The organism is Moraxella sp. K23 (assembly GCF_041154765.1).
GTDB classification, from domain to species: Bacteria; Pseudomonadota; Gammaproteobacteria; order Pseudomonadales; family Moraxellaceae; genus Faucicola; species Faucicola tetraodonis.
On the sequence record NZ_AP031595.1, the window covers coordinates 1,513,916 to 1,529,343 of the forward strand.

General features: G+C 45.1%; 13 protein-coding genes. 4 read left to right on the forward strand and 9 right to left on the reverse strand.

Annotated features, from left to right (window positions below):
* Positions 1-46 precede the first annotated feature (46 nt).
* The 7 genes from ACAM37_RS06610 to dnaQ form a co-directional block, all read right to left on the reverse strand.
* Positions 47-1,420, reverse strand: coding sequence for a 3-deoxy-D-manno-octulosonic acid transferase (locus ACAM37_RS06610; RefSeq protein WP_369625811.1), 1,374 nt, complete (start codon positions 1,418-1,420; stop codon positions 47-49).
* A 131-nt stretch (positions 1,421-1,551) separates the two neighbouring features.
* The gene (locus ACAM37_RS06615; protein WP_065252420.1) at positions 1,552-2,085 is read right to left on the reverse strand and encodes an inorganic diphosphatase; all 534 of its coding nucleotides are present in this window, start codon (positions 2,083-2,085) and stop codon (positions 1,552-1,554) included.
* Positions 2,086-2,284: 199 nt separating this feature from the next.
* Positions 2,285-2,929 carry an endonuclease III gene (nth, locus tag ACAM37_RS06620; protein ID WP_198510517.1) on the reverse strand — a complete coding sequence of 215 codons (645 nt, stop codon included), beginning with the start codon at positions 2,927-2,929 and terminating at the stop codon, positions 2,285-2,287.
* Positions 2,930-3,010: 81 nt separating this feature from the next.
* Positions 3,011-3,820: an RnfABCDGE type electron transport complex subunit B gene (locus ACAM37_RS06625; RefSeq protein ID WP_369625812.1), complete on the reverse strand. Its 810-nt coding sequence runs from the start codon at positions 3,818-3,820 to the stop codon at positions 3,011-3,013.
* 130 nt (positions 3,821-3,950) lie between these two features.
* Positions 3,951-4,769, reverse strand: coding sequence for an NAD(+) diphosphatase (nudC, locus tag ACAM37_RS06630; RefSeq protein WP_369625813.1), 819 nt, complete (start codon positions 4,767-4,769; stop codon positions 3,951-3,953).
* Between the two features lie 18 nt (positions 4,770-4,787).
* On the reverse strand, positions 4,788-6,479 hold the full coding sequence (locus ACAM37_RS06635) for a hypothetical protein (RefSeq protein WP_369625814.1): 1,692 nt from the start codon (positions 6,477-6,479) through the stop codon (positions 4,788-4,790).
* A gap of 193 nt (positions 6,480-6,672) precedes the next feature.
* The gene (dnaQ, locus tag ACAM37_RS06640; RefSeq protein WP_369625815.1) at positions 6,673-8,385 is read right to left on the reverse strand and encodes a DNA polymerase III subunit epsilon; all 1,713 of its coding nucleotides are present in this window, start codon (positions 8,383-8,385) and stop codon (positions 6,673-6,675) included.
* Between the two features lie 136 nt (positions 8,386-8,521).
* On the opposite strand from dnaQ, the gene ACAM37_RS06645 reads away from it, so the two are divergent.
* The 3 genes from ACAM37_RS06645 to ACAM37_RS06655 all read left to right on the forward strand — a co-directional run bounded on the left by ACAM37_RS06645 (position 8,522) and on the right by ACAM37_RS06655 (position 10,852).
* Complete coding sequence (locus ACAM37_RS06645) at positions 8,522-9,067, forward strand: hypothetical protein (RefSeq protein WP_369625816.1); 546 nt, start codon at positions 8,522-8,524, stop codon at positions 9,065-9,067.
* A gap of 110 nt (positions 9,068-9,177) precedes the next feature.
* Positions 9,178-9,465, forward strand: coding sequence for a hypothetical protein (locus ACAM37_RS06650; RefSeq protein WP_060994799.1), 288 nt, complete (start codon positions 9,178-9,180; stop codon positions 9,463-9,465).
* Positions 9,466-9,526: 61 nt separating this feature from the next.
* Complete coding sequence (locus tag ACAM37_RS06655) at positions 9,527-10,852, forward strand: LD-carboxypeptidase (RefSeq protein WP_369625817.1); 1,326 nt, start codon at positions 9,527-9,529, stop codon at positions 10,850-10,852.
* Between the two features lie 75 nt (positions 10,853-10,927).
* Here the strand turns inward: ACAM37_RS06655 and ACAM37_RS06660 are convergent, their stop codons facing one another.
* Entirely contained in the window at positions 10,928-11,737 is an 810-nt protein-coding gene (locus tag ACAM37_RS06660; RefSeq protein WP_369625818.1) for a cation efflux transmembrane domain-containing protein, read from the reverse strand.
* 128 nt (positions 11,738-11,865) lie between these two features.
* Positions 11,866-13,092: an iron-sulfur cluster carrier protein ApbC gene (gene apbC / locus ACAM37_RS06665; RefSeq protein ID WP_096488674.1), complete on the reverse strand. Its 1,227-nt coding sequence runs from the start codon at positions 13,090-13,092 to the stop codon at positions 11,866-11,868.
* A gap of 212 nt (positions 13,093-13,304) precedes the next feature.
* On the opposite strand from apbC, the gene metG reads away from it, so the two are divergent.
* Positions 13,305-15,395, forward strand: coding sequence for a methionine--tRNA ligase (metG, locus tag ACAM37_RS06670; protein WP_369625819.1), 2,091 nt, complete (start codon positions 13,305-13,307; stop codon positions 15,393-15,395).
* The last annotated feature ends 33 nt before the right edge of the window (positions 15,396-15,428 follow it).

Below are 15,428 nucleotides of genomic sequence, written 5' to 3' on the forward strand. Positions count from 1 at the left end.
TCCTTTTTTTTGCGTTTGCACGCTACATAAATGGTTAATGCATGGCTTACAGATCGTCAATGAACTTTCGACCATCACTCGCCACAGGTTCATGGTCAATTTTTTGAATCTCTGATTTTATAAGCTGTTCATTGTTATCAGCGATACATTGCATGATCATGGCAAGTTGTTGCTTGGTCGCATCTTGATATTTTTCTGCTAAGATTTGCCCGACGTGACCCGCGGTTTGGGCAGATTTTGGGTTGGAAAGCCAGTGAGCCAGTTGCTGCGTTAATTCATCACTACCATTGACTTGCATCAATGCACCGGATTGTTTTAACTGATCTACAATCAGTTGGCAAGATTGGGTATATTGCCCCATAATAATCGGCTTGCCGACAATGGCTGCTTCTATCGGATTATGCCCCCCGATATTGACCAAAGACCCACCGACAATGGCAATGTCTGAGAGTGCATACCACACGCCAAGCTCACCCATACTATCTGCCAGATAGACGCTCTCATTTTTGGCAGGTTCGCCATCTTGACTACGCCGAATCACCGGCAAATTTTTTGAATCAATCAATTTGGCGACATCATCAAACCGCTCGGGATGACGAGGCACGATAATGAGCAGCGGATGACGGTTGGCATACTGGGCTTTCACGGTTAAAAAACTGTCTAAAATTGCCAATTCTTCGCCTTCATGGGTGCTGGCTGCCAAAATCACGGCGCGATCTGACAAGTTCCAACTTTCTCGTAACTTTTCGGCACGGCTTAGCATCAACGGGTTGGTTTTACTAGACCATTTAAGCGAACTGGCAATGCGGATTTTGTCACTGGTAGCGCCTAATTGGCGAAAGCGTTTGGCAGAATCGCTGTCTTGGGCGATGATAAGGCTTAAATTCTCCATCATACTTTGGCTCAGCTTGGCAGCTTTTTGATACCCCTTAAAAGATTTTTCTGACAAGCGGCCATTGACCAAAATCGTGGCAATTTGACGATTGTTCAATTCAGCAAGCGTGGTGCCCCACAATTCAGTCTCGATAAATAGCGCGGCGACGGGTTGGACATGGGTCAAAAATTTATCAATCACCGCTTTACTATCGACTGGTACAAAACTATGGTACACCTTACCTGCTGCTATCTCAAGGGCAAACAGCTGCTCGACGCGGCTAAAGCCTGTATGGGTGGTATTGGTCACCCACAACGCATAGCCTTGCGCGAGCAAATCTCTTAAAATCGGTTCGGCGGTATTGGTTTCACCGAGTGACACCGCATGGCACCAAATTATCGGCTGGCGGGTATGAATCTTTGGAAACACTTGACCAAAGCGTTGCTGCTTTTCATTAGGCAAGGTGGTTTTACTCGCAAGTTTTAGTTGGTATAGTGGCTTTAACAGCGACATGGCGAGACGATAGTATAACGGTGTGGCTTGCATAACGACTCTTGAAACAACTTAATAAAAAAATGCCGTTATTGTAAAAAACGAGGGCTTAAATAGCAATAAAAAACCCTACTTTGTAAGTAGGGTTTTTAAACTTAAGCGTTAGCTAAATTCAAGACCAGCCATTAGGCTTGTTCTGTCCAGCGTTTTTGTGATTCTTTAATCACCGCTTTGGCTTCTTCAATGTCGCCCCAGCTTTCAACTTTGGTTGTGCCCGCTTTTTTCAAATCTTTATAGTGATTGAAGTGGAACTCGATTTGCTTAATCAGCTGCTGTGGTAAATCTGCAAGGGTATTGATAGCGTTACCGTTGTTGCGGTCGTCGGCAGGTACCACGACCACTTTATCATCCACTTCACCATCATCCACGAATTTCATCACGCCAATGACTTTGGCTTCCATAAAGATGCCTGTTGGTAATGGCGTGTCAGTGATGATAAGTGCGTCTAATTCGTCGCCATCTTCATCAAGGGTTTGTGGGATAAAACCATAGTTGGTAGGTTTGGCAAATAATTGTGGCTCTACGCGGTCAAGTTGCATCACGCCAAGTTTACGGTTCCATTCGATTTTGTTGTTTGAACCCGCTGGAATTTCGATAACCACGTTAATCACGCCGCCATCAACATCACCCGCATCAAGAATTTGGTTAAAATCTGCCATGAGTTTTTCCTTTTTGTTAGTAAAGTTGTTTATAAAACTGCTTGTAAAAAAGTAGCCTAAAAGTGGGTTGATTATAGCAAAGTCTGTTGGCTTTCTCTATTTTTTCCCGCCGCAACTTCTAGGAAATTATGAATATCCATAGGCAAGTTTGGAATTAAAAAAATTGGTCGTTTAACATCCTGTGTCAATTTAAATGCACTTACTTTTCAATAAACTTGGCTTTGTCTTTAAACATACATTCGTCATACACTGGGCATTTGCCACATTCGGGACTTCTAGCTTTACAAGTATAACGCCCATGCAAAATCAAATAATGGTGCGCGTCCAATATATAATTCTGTGGTATGCGTGCGATGAGTTTATCTTCCACTTCTCGCACATTTTTACCCGTTGCCAAGCCTGTGCGATTGCCGACACGAAAAATATGGGTATCCACTGCCATAGTGGGCTGCCCAAAGGCGGTGTTAAGCACCACATTGGCAGTTTTTCGCCCTACCCCTGCTAGGCTTTCAAGCTCGTGGCGGGTTTGCGGTACTTCGCTAGCAAATTTATCCACCAAGTCTTGACAGCATTTCATCACATTTTTGGCTTTGCTATTATATAGCCCAATGGTTTTGATATAACTTTTTAGCCCAGCTTCACCCAAATCCAAAATTGCTTGCGGGGTATTGGCAACGGCATATAGTTTGCGGGTAGCCAGATTGACACTGACATCGGTGGCTTGTGCCGACAGTATGACCGCGATCAACAATTCAAAGTTGCTCTGATATTCCAGCTCCGTCTCTGGTTTTTCAATGGCTGCGGCTAGTTTTTGGAAAAACGGCAACACGTTTTTATTGGGCATGCGCCGTGAGGGCGGTGTCTCTGCGGTTTTGGGCACTTGGATTTTTGGTTTGATGTTGGCAACCATTATGCACTCTTTAGGTTATGGCAGTGTCGCAAGTTGCTGCTGCAAGGCTTGCACCAAGGCTTGTTTATTGTCATCTGCGCGTACGGCAAGTTGTTTTTCTAATTTTTTGATTTGGGTGCGTAGTTTTGCCGCTTCAATGGCGTTTTTAGCCGCTGCTGCATCGATATCGACTTTGATATCATTGAGTTTGGCTTGTACCATACTGACCACAGGTTTGGCATTGGTATTGTCATTGACTTGGCGTTCGATACGGTCAAGGTGCGCGTAATAGCGCGCGCGTAATCCGTCTTGTTCGGTTTGCCTTGTCGCGTCATCCATCAACCGTGTGAAGGGCACCAGCTCGATGCAGTCCACTGGACAGGGTGGCAAACACAGCTCACAGCCTGTGCATAGGTCGGTAAAAATGGTGTGCATACGCTTGCCTGAGCCAATAATGGCATCGACAGGACACGCAGGAATACATTTGGTACAGCCAATGCAATCTTCTTCTCGAATGATGGCTCGCATTTCCATCGGACGATTGGTAGCGGGATCGGTTTGCCACTTTGATGCTTCAGCTGTTAGTGGTATACGCGCAAGCAACTTGCCGATTTGGTCAGTAACTGATTGTCCACCGGGCACGCATTGGTTATGTGACTCGCCCAGTGTGACAATGGATGTGGCATACGGCAGACAGCCTTCAGGATGACCGCATAGCCCGCATTGGGTTTGCGGCAGGACTTGGTCAATTTGTTGTATTAATCGTTGATGCTCGATACTTAGGCTATTTAGGTTTAAATTATTAAATAGATTGGGTACCTCGAAAACAGGTTGGCAATCAGACATGGCTCAATTTTTATTCACTATAATCATCAGTGTATATTTTAGCATAGCTCATGCCTATTTCGCCTATAACCTATCAATACAAATCATCAAGACAAATCATCAAGACAAATCATCAAGACAAATCACTTAATCAATCTGTTTTAGATTGGTAATGCTGTTTGACCCATTCGATCAGTTGGTAAGCAATCGTGCCTTTTGGCGGGATGATAGGGCCGTTTTCATCTAAACTATCTATATCAAAAAATTGGGCATCCATCAGCTCATTGTTATCTATGCTGATATCGCCACTTTGGTACTCTGCAATAAAGCCTACCATTAAATTGCTGGGAAAAGGCCACGGTTGGCTGCCAAAATAGCGCAAATTGCTGACAGATAACCCCACCTCTTCCATCACTTCACGATGCACGCATTGCTCTAAGCTCTCACCCACTTCCACAAAACCTGCCAGCACGGTATACATTTTGCTATCGGTCGCCCGTAGATGATGCGCCAACAAAATCTGTGGTTTGTCCGCGGTGGTTTTGATGATGGCGGTGATGATACAAGGCTGTACTCTGGGATATTGGTGATAATGGCATCTAGGGCAAACGGTGGCATTTTCAATGAGGTGTAACTCCGTGGGCGTACCACAGCGGCTACAAAACTGATGATCTTGACGAAAGCGTAACAACTGCATGGCTTTGGCTAATTGGCTGGTTTGTAGCGCATCAAGGCTGCCAATCAGATGTCGAAAGCGCAGAAACTCAATCTGTCCTGTAATTTCTTCTGGCAATTGTGACAAGTCGATATCTTGATGGGCAATGGCATAAATACTGTTGCCTGCCTCATCGCTGTCCACTTTAACGGCCTGAGCGGGCACGTCCTCACAACGATAAAAAAAAGGAAGTCCGCCTATACAAGCGAACTTATCGTTATCACAAATAAGCAAATCATGGTGTAATGCGGTCATATTGGTTACCAAATTACCCTAAGCTACAAGCATGTGTTGTAAGCTGCGATAGCCGACATACATTGCATGATTGCCTGCGGGTTTGTTCGTTTCAAGACTTTCTAGATAATAATCTGCTGACATCACAATATCGGCAATTTTAGCAAGCTCATGCTCTGACAACTTACCACCCTGTTGCTCGATTAAGTTTTGTAGCACTGTAGCAGCGCGTTTGAGCAGTTGGCTTTGTCGAGGTAAGTTTAAAAATAAGCAAGCACCCGAGATAGTGCGCATGATATCAGGCACAGGCTTGATATGTAGAATATCTTTGTCGGTGTCATTTAGATAATCATTGAGCGCAGTTTCAATGGTGGCAATGGCGGTACGGCTTTCTTGAACGAGGGTGTTGTGAGCCGTTTCGATTTGATGTAGCGAAATTGTTTGGTTGTACACGGGCAATGTTACCGCACCTGGGGTATGTGATTTTGCCAGGTTAATCGCCGCATTTTCCGCCATCATTAAAGTGCCAAGCAATTCATCAAAATCATTAGGCGTTGGCTGCGTCCAAGTTTTTACTTTGCCAGTTTGTTGATTCAGCGCCGCACTAACCTCATTTAAATTTAAGGTTTTAAACACATTACTTAAATCATGCAAACGCTGGGCCATGCTATCAATCTCATCTGTACTTGAATTGAGGTTAACTTGGCGGGCATAACTGTCACTGGCAGATTTAATCAAGTCAATTTCTTGCTGGATGATGTGGTTGAGCGCACTGGTCACTTCACAGTCAGGGCCAAATAAGAAGCGACGCATGGCTGTTAACTGGGTTTCGTTTAAGGTATTGGCTGAGAATTTGCGCTGAACTTGCAAGGCAAGCTGGCTATCTCTTGAGCTGGCAAACTGCACCAAATCAGCAAAACGAGAATCATTGACAGGCAGATAGTCATTAAATTGTTGTTCAACAAAAATCAGCGCACGCTTTTGCAGGTTACTAAGCGGTAACACCCCTGCCAAATCTGATACCGCCGCATCAGCAGCATGCCAAAACAAACTATCGGTACGTTTTGAAACCATTTCACACGCAGCTTGCATGGCTTTGAGTTTGTCTCGCTCTTTAGGCGATAATTGATTGCTTTGTGCGGTGAGCGCCACGCTCAGGCCTGCGCGATAAGCTTCCACTAATTTTTTTGGGTCAATGCCGAGTGATGTTAACGGTTGGTAATTTTGTTCCGGGTTGGCAATCGCGATGCTGCTGTTTTTGTGGCCAGTTAAGTCTGATAGCTGCAGCGCTGGCTGATTCAAATCGCTGTGAAGTTGATTGATAATCGGCAACAACAACGAAGGTTCAATGGTCTCTTTAAGTAATACAAACTCGATATAACGCGCCAATGTCATGATGCCTTCTGACACATCCATTATCATATCATTGCCAGCTTTGTCACGGTTGGCTTGGTCACGCTCGTCATAGAGTTTTTGCAGTCCTGCCGATAGACTATTGGCAAGTTCATACCCTTCCTCTAATTGAATCAACTGCAGTACTTTTGCCAATTGCGCCAAGGTATCCACGGAATCAAGTAGCAAAGGCGCTTGACTACTGTCGTCATTAAACTCACTTAAATGCATCTCGGCATCGTGTAGCGTCACGGCAATCTCAGGTCTTAATAAATGCAATGAAGGCAAATCAAAATTGGTGGCCGTTAGTTTTTGTGAGTTAGGACTTGGCAGACTCATGTTTTTTTATCCAAAATGACTTTAAGTTGATAAAGGTAAAATGACAGCTACGCTTATTGCTGATTATTGTAAGACGTCCCTATGCCAGTGTCTATGTCAAAGTGTTAACACCCGCACAATAATTACACTCTATCATGAAATTTTGCCCATCAAAGAAATGCTTTTACAAAATTTAATAAGGCATTGTTTATTGTTAAATACTCGCCCAGTTTTCAGCCAGCTGCGGGTTGTTATCTTTTAAGGCGTTAAGCCATTCAAGATGCGCCTGCTCAGCGTCACTACTTGCTAAAAAGCGCTTGATAGTCGTGCTAAAACGCTGATGCTCAGTTGCGCCGCCGACACCGCCGCCGACATCATCATCAATCGCCAACGCAACCTGTCCACCTGTCATCGCCAGATACACTTCCGCTAAAATCTCGGCATCAAGTAACGCCCCGTGGAAGGTACGGTCTTGTTTACCGACATTGAGACGTTTAACTAGCGCATCCAAGGTATTGCGCTGCCCTGCGAACATGCGTTTGGCGATGGCAAGGCTGTCTGTCACAGTGACGGTTTGGTGGATATCAGGCAAGCCAAGTCGCGCAAACTCAGCTTGCAAAAAGCTCATGTCAAACCCCGCGTTATGCGCGATGAGTTCTGCGCCTTGCAAAAAGTCATAAATCGCTTCACCGACTTGCTCAAACACGGGCATATCATTTAAAAACACATTGTGAATGCCATGAACGCGAATGACTTCCTCACCCATCTCAATTTTTGGGTTGATATAGACATGCAGTTTTTCACCGGTAAAACGTCGATTAATCATCTCAACAACACCGACCTCAATGATACGGTCACCATTTTGCGCTTCAAACCCTGTGGTCTCAGTATCGAGAATCAGTTGGCGATTGGCAGTGCCTTTGTGTTTGGCGATGGGTAATAAAGGTATAAAAGTCGGGTTGGGCTGGCTGGTAATACCGTTAAACACGGGACGCTGGGCAATCAAGCTGTCATCTTGCGCGACAAATTGCCCTTGTGGGTTGGTGAACACCGCAAAATGTGGGTTAGCACTTGTTGGTAAGTCAGTTGCCTGCCCCCCTAACGATGATTGAGTTGATACATCGATGCTGGTTTGAGTATGGCTAGCTTGAGTATGGCGGGTTTGAGCCTTGCTTGTTTGGGTATTGCTTGTTTGAATAGTGCTTGGGGCTGGCTCACCGTCAAGTGCCTGCAAAAAGATATCCCCCATTATCTCACTGTCGGCAAACGCCATATCTTGCACGTCATCAAAAGACGCATCGCCAAAATCGCGGGTTAACGCTGAGTGATTGAGGACTGGGTTGTTATCGGTTGACATTGGGTTCATGAGCAGGTCTTTTTTTTTATCATCAAAATCAGGGTTTTTATCACTAAAATCCGATTTAACATCTAAATCAGTGGTAGGATTGGGTGGGTTTTTAATCACTTTGTTAAAGCTTTTGGGTAGTTGGTCAATGCCTTGGTTTGCAAGTTTATCGGCATATTCATTGCCATCATGACCGGCATGTCCTTTGACCCATTGCCAGTCAATTTGTCGCTGCCTACACAGCCCATCAAGTCGCTGCCATAATTCCACATTTTTGACATTTTTCCAATGTTTCTTTTTCCACCCTGCCAGCCATTCGCTGATGCCTTTGATGACATAGCTAGAATCTGACCAGATTTGAATCGGTAACGCTTTTGGGCTATTTTCCAGTGCGGCAATCGCACCCATCAGCTCCATGCGGTTGTTGGTGGTATGTGCCTCACCCCCGCAAATATCAATTTGCTCACCCGTCGGTAAAATCACCACAGCACCAAAGCCCCCTTTACCAGGATTGCCACGGCAGGCGCCATCAGTGTAAGCAAGGGTTCGACCCACAAGGGGCGTTAAGGCATGATTTGACATAGATAACAACCCATATGAAACAGCAAAACAATCAAAAAAAATAGCCCTCAGTATAAGAAAAAAAAGCATAAAAAGCCATGCCAAAACGTCTATAATAACCGCTTATAGTTGCTATCTGCAGGTTTAAAGGACGTCTATGCAAAAAAAATCTCGTGCGCGCGTGTCAGCTGTGTTGACCAAGTTGGGTATGGCTATGGTCTGTGCGCTAAGCCTAAATTTGGCGGCTTGTAACAAGCCCCAATCGCCTGCAACGACTAGCAGCGATGGCGCAAAACAGTCGCCAGCGTTATCACAACCTGCCGCTAGCGATGATGTGTTTGTGGGCTGTTACACAGTCAGCCATACAGAACCTGCCCAAATCAAAATCATCAAAAATGGTGACAACTATGCCATGCAAATGCGCGAGTTTAACGACCCCAGCAAAAACTGGGACAAGCCTGAAGCCATGCAAGTCATCGCCACTGACAGCCCAGATATACAAAAATACTTTGACATCAAAGCCGATGAACATCAATACTTAGAAAAAATCATTGCCCGTCCCGACCGCGTGTTCGTGCTCGCCAAAATCACCGATAGTTTTGCAAGCCTAAACCCGCAATTTGACAGCCCGTATCTGGGTTATATCTACAAAGGTAGCAATACTGTCTATAAAGTGGCATGCGAGCAAACCACCAAACTGTAATCACCTGAGTTGCTGCTTGACTTGATGAGCTTGGTTTGCTGCTTGATTTGATGCTTGAGTTAATACGTCTCATCCAAATTTTAACCCAAACGATTAATAGAGAATAAGCGATGAATTTTTTTGCATGGTTAGTGCTAGGCTTAGTGGCATACACTAGTGGCTTTAGTATCCGTCATTTTCACTACAAAGACGCCGCCATCCCAACTGATAAAAAATGGCAATACACGGCGATTTTTTTTGTGGTCGCGCTCGTGGTCTTTGCGCTATTGAATTTATATGTTATGCACAAAGCTGCGCTTGATATGATGTTTGTGTTGGTATCGAGTTTGGTGGCGACAGGGGTCTTTTACTATGGTATTTCGGCAGATACCAACAATAAGATGAATCTACCGGATTAAACATACCCGATTAGTTGAACCATGATTTTTTGTAAGTCGATGAATTTGTTTGGATAATAAAATGTCTCAAAAAACGGCGAATACTCACGCCCCCATGACTACCACCCACTTGGCTGGCTTAACGCGGCGCCGACTGCTAAAGACAGGGATAGCGCTATCGGCAGCGACGGTAACGGGTGCAAAAGCGGATTTGACCATTAGCGGGCAAGTGATTAGCCAACCTTCACAGCGGTATGGGTCAAACAACGATGTTGATAACATGGCTTTTGGCGAGCTAAGCGCTATGCCCAATGGCAATACGCTCATGGAAACAGTGCCCATTAATCCCCAATGGCCCCAATGGGACTTTGCGACCATCAAAGCCAATTGTGAAGCCCTCAAAGGTCGCGGTGTCCACCTCCATCTGGTAGCGCCATCGGGATTTGGCAGTGATGAACAGCGTAACTTACTGGCGATTCACCGACTCACCCAAGCGGGATTTTATATCGACAATCCAGAAGTGATTAGCCGACGTTATTTGCGCTTTGCAGGTTCAGACAGTGAGCGATTGGGCGATATTACCGCATTACTTAATCGACCTGTACATGAGCTGCCTAAGATATTACTCGGCGTGCGTGGCGGCTATGGCGCGATGCGTTTGCTCAACAAACTAAGTGATCAGCAGTGGCGAACGCTGACGCAAAAACTCAAAGAGCGTGGCACACTGCTGATGGGATTTAGTGATTTTACTGCCTTGCAGCTTGCCATGTACGCCAAAGGTCATCTCCCCTATGTGGCAGGGGCAATGCTCAGTAGTGACTTTGGCAAAACAGAGGTGAATACTGATACCATCCAAAGTTTTATCAACCTTTGTACCCAAAACCAGCTGCGTATCCAAGTGCCAGAAACTCAGCTTTATCGTGACACTGCGCGTCCCTTGGCTAAGCCGATAAAAGGCATCTTATGGGGCGGTAATCTTAGTGTGTTATCTGCAATGGTGGGCACGCCGTATATGCCAGCTGTCGACAACGGGATTTTGTTTTTGGAAGATACCGGTGAGCAGCCGTACCGTATCGAGCGTATGTTACAAACCTTGGTGTTATCAGGTATTGTGGCAAAACAGCAAGCGATTGTGCTGGGCAAATTTAATTTTAGCGGTATCAGTGATGCTTACAATGGCGATTACACCTTTGATACCGTCATCCGTACCATCCAACAAACGACAGGGCGACCCATCTACACAGATTTCCCCTTTGGGCATGTAGCAAGACGCATTAATTTTCCGTTAGGCGTTCCTGTCACACTTGACAATGTGGGTAGTGGCTATCAAGCGACATTCAACCAGTTTTATCATCTTAAAACCGATGCAAACTTTGGCAATTTAGATTTAACTAAATTATTCGTCTAACGTATTTTCGGCAGATTGATTGCATGCTTACTTGAAAAATTACTTGAAACACTACTTTCAAAGCTACTTGCAAGATTAATTGTTAGACAAACGTAAAATTTTAACCGCGCCACTGGCGACCAAGGCAAAGACCAAGAGCCCAATCAACAGATCGGGATAGCGCGACTGGGTAAACCACGTTAACACCCCAGTCAAGATGACACCTAAGTTGACAATCACATCATTGGACGTGAATATCATACTGGCTTGCATATGTACGTCTTTACTTCTACTTTTCTGAAGTAGATATAGACATAAAGCATTACCGAGTAACGCCAACATCGAGATACCTATCATCATCGCAAAATTTGGTATCGTCTCTGCACCTAAAAATCGACGCACCACTTCCACCAATCCCGCTACAGCAAGCAGTAACTGCAACACACCTGCGACCTTAGCAGTCAGCTGTTTGGTTTGCAGCGAATGACCCACGGCAAACAACGCTAACCCATATACGAAGCTATCGGCAAGCATATCTAGACTATCAGCGACTAATCCCATCGAGCCGCTTAGCCAACCACTCACGGATTCTATGATAAAGAACAGCAAGTTAATAACAAGCACTTGCCATAACAATTTGCTTTGTTGGTGATCGTTGCTAGTTTTGCTATTGGCTGCATCAGTCACTTGGGTGAGTTCCGAGCCAATGATCGAACTGTCAAAATTTAGCGGCTGTAGTTGCTGCAATATCACTGCAGCATCGCCTTCGTGAATTACTGTCATCTGACGATTGGCAATATCAAAGGCTAGCGAGTGAATTCGGGTATTGGGCGCTAATGCCATCCGAATCATTTGCTCTTCAGATGGGCAATCCATTTTAGCAATTTTAAATAGCGTTTTTTGCATAACTCATCTAATTGAATTGAAGACATGGTTAATTGGGGCTTATATTATTTTAAAACCTGTTTGAATTTTAACATGAAAACAGGCTTGTAATTTTTCAAATACGCTCGCATTGACTATCAGATTTCAATTTAAAAAATCCGATTGTTATCATGCGTTTTGGCAAATTTGGCGATATTGGCTTCGATATTTTTAGCGATATTGAGATAATAGTCGGCAAATTCATCGCCTGCGCCTTGATTGGCAATCACGGACGGCTCGCCCTTATCGGCTTGCTCGCGGATGCCTTTTGCCAGTGGTAATTGCCCCAGTAGTGGCACTTGATACTGTGCTGCCATTTTATCACCGCCGCCTTCGCCAAAAATCGCTTCGGTATGACCACAGCTACTACAAGTATGCAGCGCCATATTCTCTACCACGCCCAGCACAGGGATATGGGTTTTGCGGAACATCTCAATGCCTTTTTGCGCATCCAGTAAGGCAATATGTTGGGGGGTGGTCACAATCACCGCACCGGTCACAGGAATACGTTGGGCGAGCGTCAACTGAATATCCCCCGTCCCAGGTGGCATATCAATCACCAAATAATCCAGATTTGGCCAGTTGGTTTGATTGTAAAGCTGCATCAGTGCGCCTGTGGCTTTGGCACCGCGCCAAGCAATCGGGGTAGTGTCATCGCTCAACAAGCTACCGATAGATAGCATCGGCATACCTTGCGCTGCAATCGGTACAAATTGCTCATGCTCCAGCTGCGGCTGCTGACCTGCCACGCCAAGCATACTTGGAATACTGGGGCCATAGATATCGGCATCCAACACGCCCACGCGTTTGCCCAGTTTTTGCAGCGCTAAGGCGATATTCACCGTCGTCGTCGATTTGCCAACGCCGCCTTTGCCCGAAGCTACCACAATAATATGCTCGATACGTGGATGCGGTGTTAATTCTGCTTGGGTGGTGGCTTTTTTGGCAATCGCAGGTTCAGGGGTTTCTGTGACTAACTTGTTATTTTGTGGCGCAGCCTGAGTGACAGGTGGCATGGCATTGGTGGTTTTGGGTAGGGTTGAGCCACTGCCTTTGGTGGTAGGTTTTGGTGCAGTAGTGCTGTCAAACAAGGTAATATTCATATTCACCTCACTGACCCCATGGATATGCAGCTTTTGGCTCAAATCATGATGGATTTGTTCAGGATTGCAGTCATCGGGCAAGCGCAAATCCAATGTCAGAGTATTACCTTGCTGTTTAAACCCTTTGACATACTGGCTAATTGGCTGGTGATTGACACGGTAGTCATCAAATAACTGATTAAGCGTGGACTCATCCACTGTAGCCACGGTTTTTGGTTTGATAAAGTTGAACATGATAGTTGCTTACCCCAATGTTGTTATTTTAACGATTTTAACCCCTGTTAAGTGGGGTTTATTGCCAATTTTCACAGAGACAGGTTGAACATATCTGTGTGAAAAGTAATTTTTCTTGTTTGATTGATGCCCATTGGTTGGGAAATGATGCGATTTAAGCTATCATACAGCAATAATAACGTTTTTTTAAACAAATCAATAACAGGTGTATTGTGAGAAAAATTTTAGTTACCAGCGCCCTGCCCTATGCCAATGGTCCGATTCATTTGGGGCATTTGGTTGAGTATATCCAAACCGATATTTGGGTACGCGCCATGAAATCATTGGGTCATCAAGTGACGTATGTATGTGCCGATGATGCCCATGGCACAGCGATTATGCTCAAAGCAGAAGCCAACGGCGTCACCCCTGAAGAGCAAATTGCCGATGTCAAAGCCTCCCATGAAAAAGATTTTGCGGGATTTTTAATTGATTTTGACAACTACTACTCAACCCATAGCCCAGAAAATGAGCATTACTCCCAGCTGATTTATAATCGCTTGTATGAAAACGGTCATATCTCGCACAAAGCAGTTGAACAGCTGTATGACCCAGAAAAAGGCTTGTTTTTGGCAGACCGTTTTGTCAAAGGCGAATGCCCAAAATGTGGCGCAAAAGACCAATACGGCGATAACTGCGAAGTCTGCGGCACGACCTACAATGCCACCGAACTCAAAAATCCCTACTCAACGCTTTCAGGTGCAACGCCTGTTTTGAAATCATCCATCCATTACTTCTTTAACCTGCCAAATTTTAACGAATTTTTGCAGGATTGGACGCGTAAAGAAGGTCGCCTGCAGACCTCTATCGCCAACAAATTACAAGAATGGTTTGATGCAGGGCTTGCCAACTGGGATATCAGCCGCGATGCGCCGTATTTTGGCTTTAAAATCCCAAACACCCCAGCCAGTGAACCCGACAAGTATTTTTATGTGTGGCTCGATGCGCCTGTCGGTTATATGGCAAGTTTCAAAAACTTGTGTGACCAACAAGGTGCGCAGTTAGGCTTAAATTTTGATGAGTATTGGTCAAAAGAAAATCATAACAACACCGAAGTTTATCACTTTATCGGTAAAGATATCGTGTATTTCCACGCCCTGTTTTGGCCAGCGATGCTGGAAGGCGCAGGATTTAGAACCCCAACTGCCATCAATGCGCATGGCTTCTTGACCGTCAATGGCGAGAAAATGAGTAAATCTCGCGGCACCTTTATCAAAGCTGATACCTATTTACAAAACCTTGACCCTGAATACTTGCGTTACTACTTTGCTAGTAAATTATCTGCCAGTGTTGAAGATATCAATCTTGACCTCGAAGACTTTATGCAAAAAGTCAATTCAGACTTGGTGGGTAAGGTCGTCAATATCGCTAGTCGCTGCGCGGGGTTTATCCATAAAAATCATGGCAGTAAACTGGCACTGACAATCAGCGAGCCTGCTTTGGTGCAACAAATCATTGATGCGGGCGAAGACATCGCTGCCGCTTATGAAGCGCGCGAATTTAGCAAAGCCATGCGTCTGATTATGGCGTGCGCAGACAAAGCCAATGAGTACATCGATGACAAAAAACCGTGGGCACTCAACAAAGTCGAAGGTCAACAAGCCGAAGTACAAGCGGTGTGTACCGTCGCGCTTAATATCTTCCGTCAATTGGTGGTTTATCTTGCCCCTGTATTACCATTGATGTGTGAAAAAGCACGAATTTTTCTCAATGTTGACAGCCTAGATTTTGATAGCCGTCATGCGTTATTGGTCGGGCATACCATCAACGCCTTTACCCCATTGATGCAGCGGGTTGACAAAGATAAAGTTGCTGCGATGGTGGACGCCTCAAAAGAAGATTTAAACAAGCAGCCTGCTATCGCCAATCAAGCCTCAACTGGACAATCTGCCGCTAGCGAGCAATCCACTGGCGATATAGCATTGATTGGTATCGATGACTTCGCCAAAGTCACAATGACCGTAGCAAAAGTACTAGCCTGCAATAACGTGGAAGGTGCAGATAAATTGCTGCAATTTACCCTAGATGTGGGTGAGACAGATGCGCAGGGCAATGTGAAAACGCGCAATGTGTTTAGCGGTATCGCCAAATTCTATAACCCTGAACAATTGGTGGGCAAAACCGTGGTCTGCGTCACCAACCTTGCGCCACGAAAAATGAAGTTTGGTATTTCTGAAGGTATGATTTTATCGGCTGAAAAAGCGGGTCAATTGACCGTGGTTACGCTAGATGACCATATCCCTGCGGGTGCGACCCTTGCTTAATGGGCTTAACTGGCTTAACTGTGATTGATTGCG

Coding starts and splice junctions, on each gene's coding strand:
- nudC (WP_369625813.1), bottom strand. CDS start 4,769: ATGACCGCATTACACCATGATTTGCTTATTTGTGATAACGATAAGTTC.
- ACAM37_RS06655 (WP_369625817.1), top strand. CDS start 9,527: ATGTCTCAAAAAACGGCGAATACTCACGCCCCCATGACTACCACCCAC.
- apbC (WP_096488674.1), bottom strand. CDS start 13,092: ATGTTCAACTTTATCAAACCAAAAACCGTGGCTACAGTGGATGAGTCC.
- nth (WP_198510517.1), bottom strand. CDS start 2,929: ATGCCCAATAAAAACGTGTTGCCGTTTTTCCAAAAACTAGCCGCAGCC.
- ACAM37_RS06660 (WP_369625818.1), bottom strand. CDS start 11,737: ATGCAAAAAACGCTATTTAAAATTGCTAAAATGGATTGCCCATCTGAA.
- ACAM37_RS06645 (WP_369625816.1), top strand. CDS start 8,522: ATGCAAAAAAAATCTCGTGCGCGCGTGTCAGCTGTGTTGACCAAGTTG.
- ACAM37_RS06615 (WP_065252420.1), bottom strand. CDS start 2,085: ATGGCAGATTTTAACCAAATTCTTGATGCGGGTGATGTTGATGGCGGC.
- ACAM37_RS06635 (WP_369625814.1), bottom strand. CDS start 6,479: ATGAGTCTGCCAAGTCCTAACTCACAAAAACTAACGGCCACCAATTTT.
- ACAM37_RS06610 (WP_369625811.1), bottom strand. CDS start 1,420: ATGCAAGCCACACCGTTATACTATCGTCTCGCCATGTCGCTGTTAAAG.
- dnaQ (WP_369625815.1), bottom strand. CDS start 8,385: ATGTCAAATCATGCCTTAACGCCCCTTGTGGGTCGAACCCTTGCTTAC.
- ACAM37_RS06650 (WP_060994799.1), top strand. CDS start 9,178: ATGAATTTTTTTGCATGGTTAGTGCTAGGCTTAGTGGCATACACTAGT.
- ACAM37_RS06625 (WP_369625812.1), bottom strand. CDS start 3,820: ATGTCTGATTGCCAACCTGTTTTCGAGGTACCCAATCTATTTAATAAT.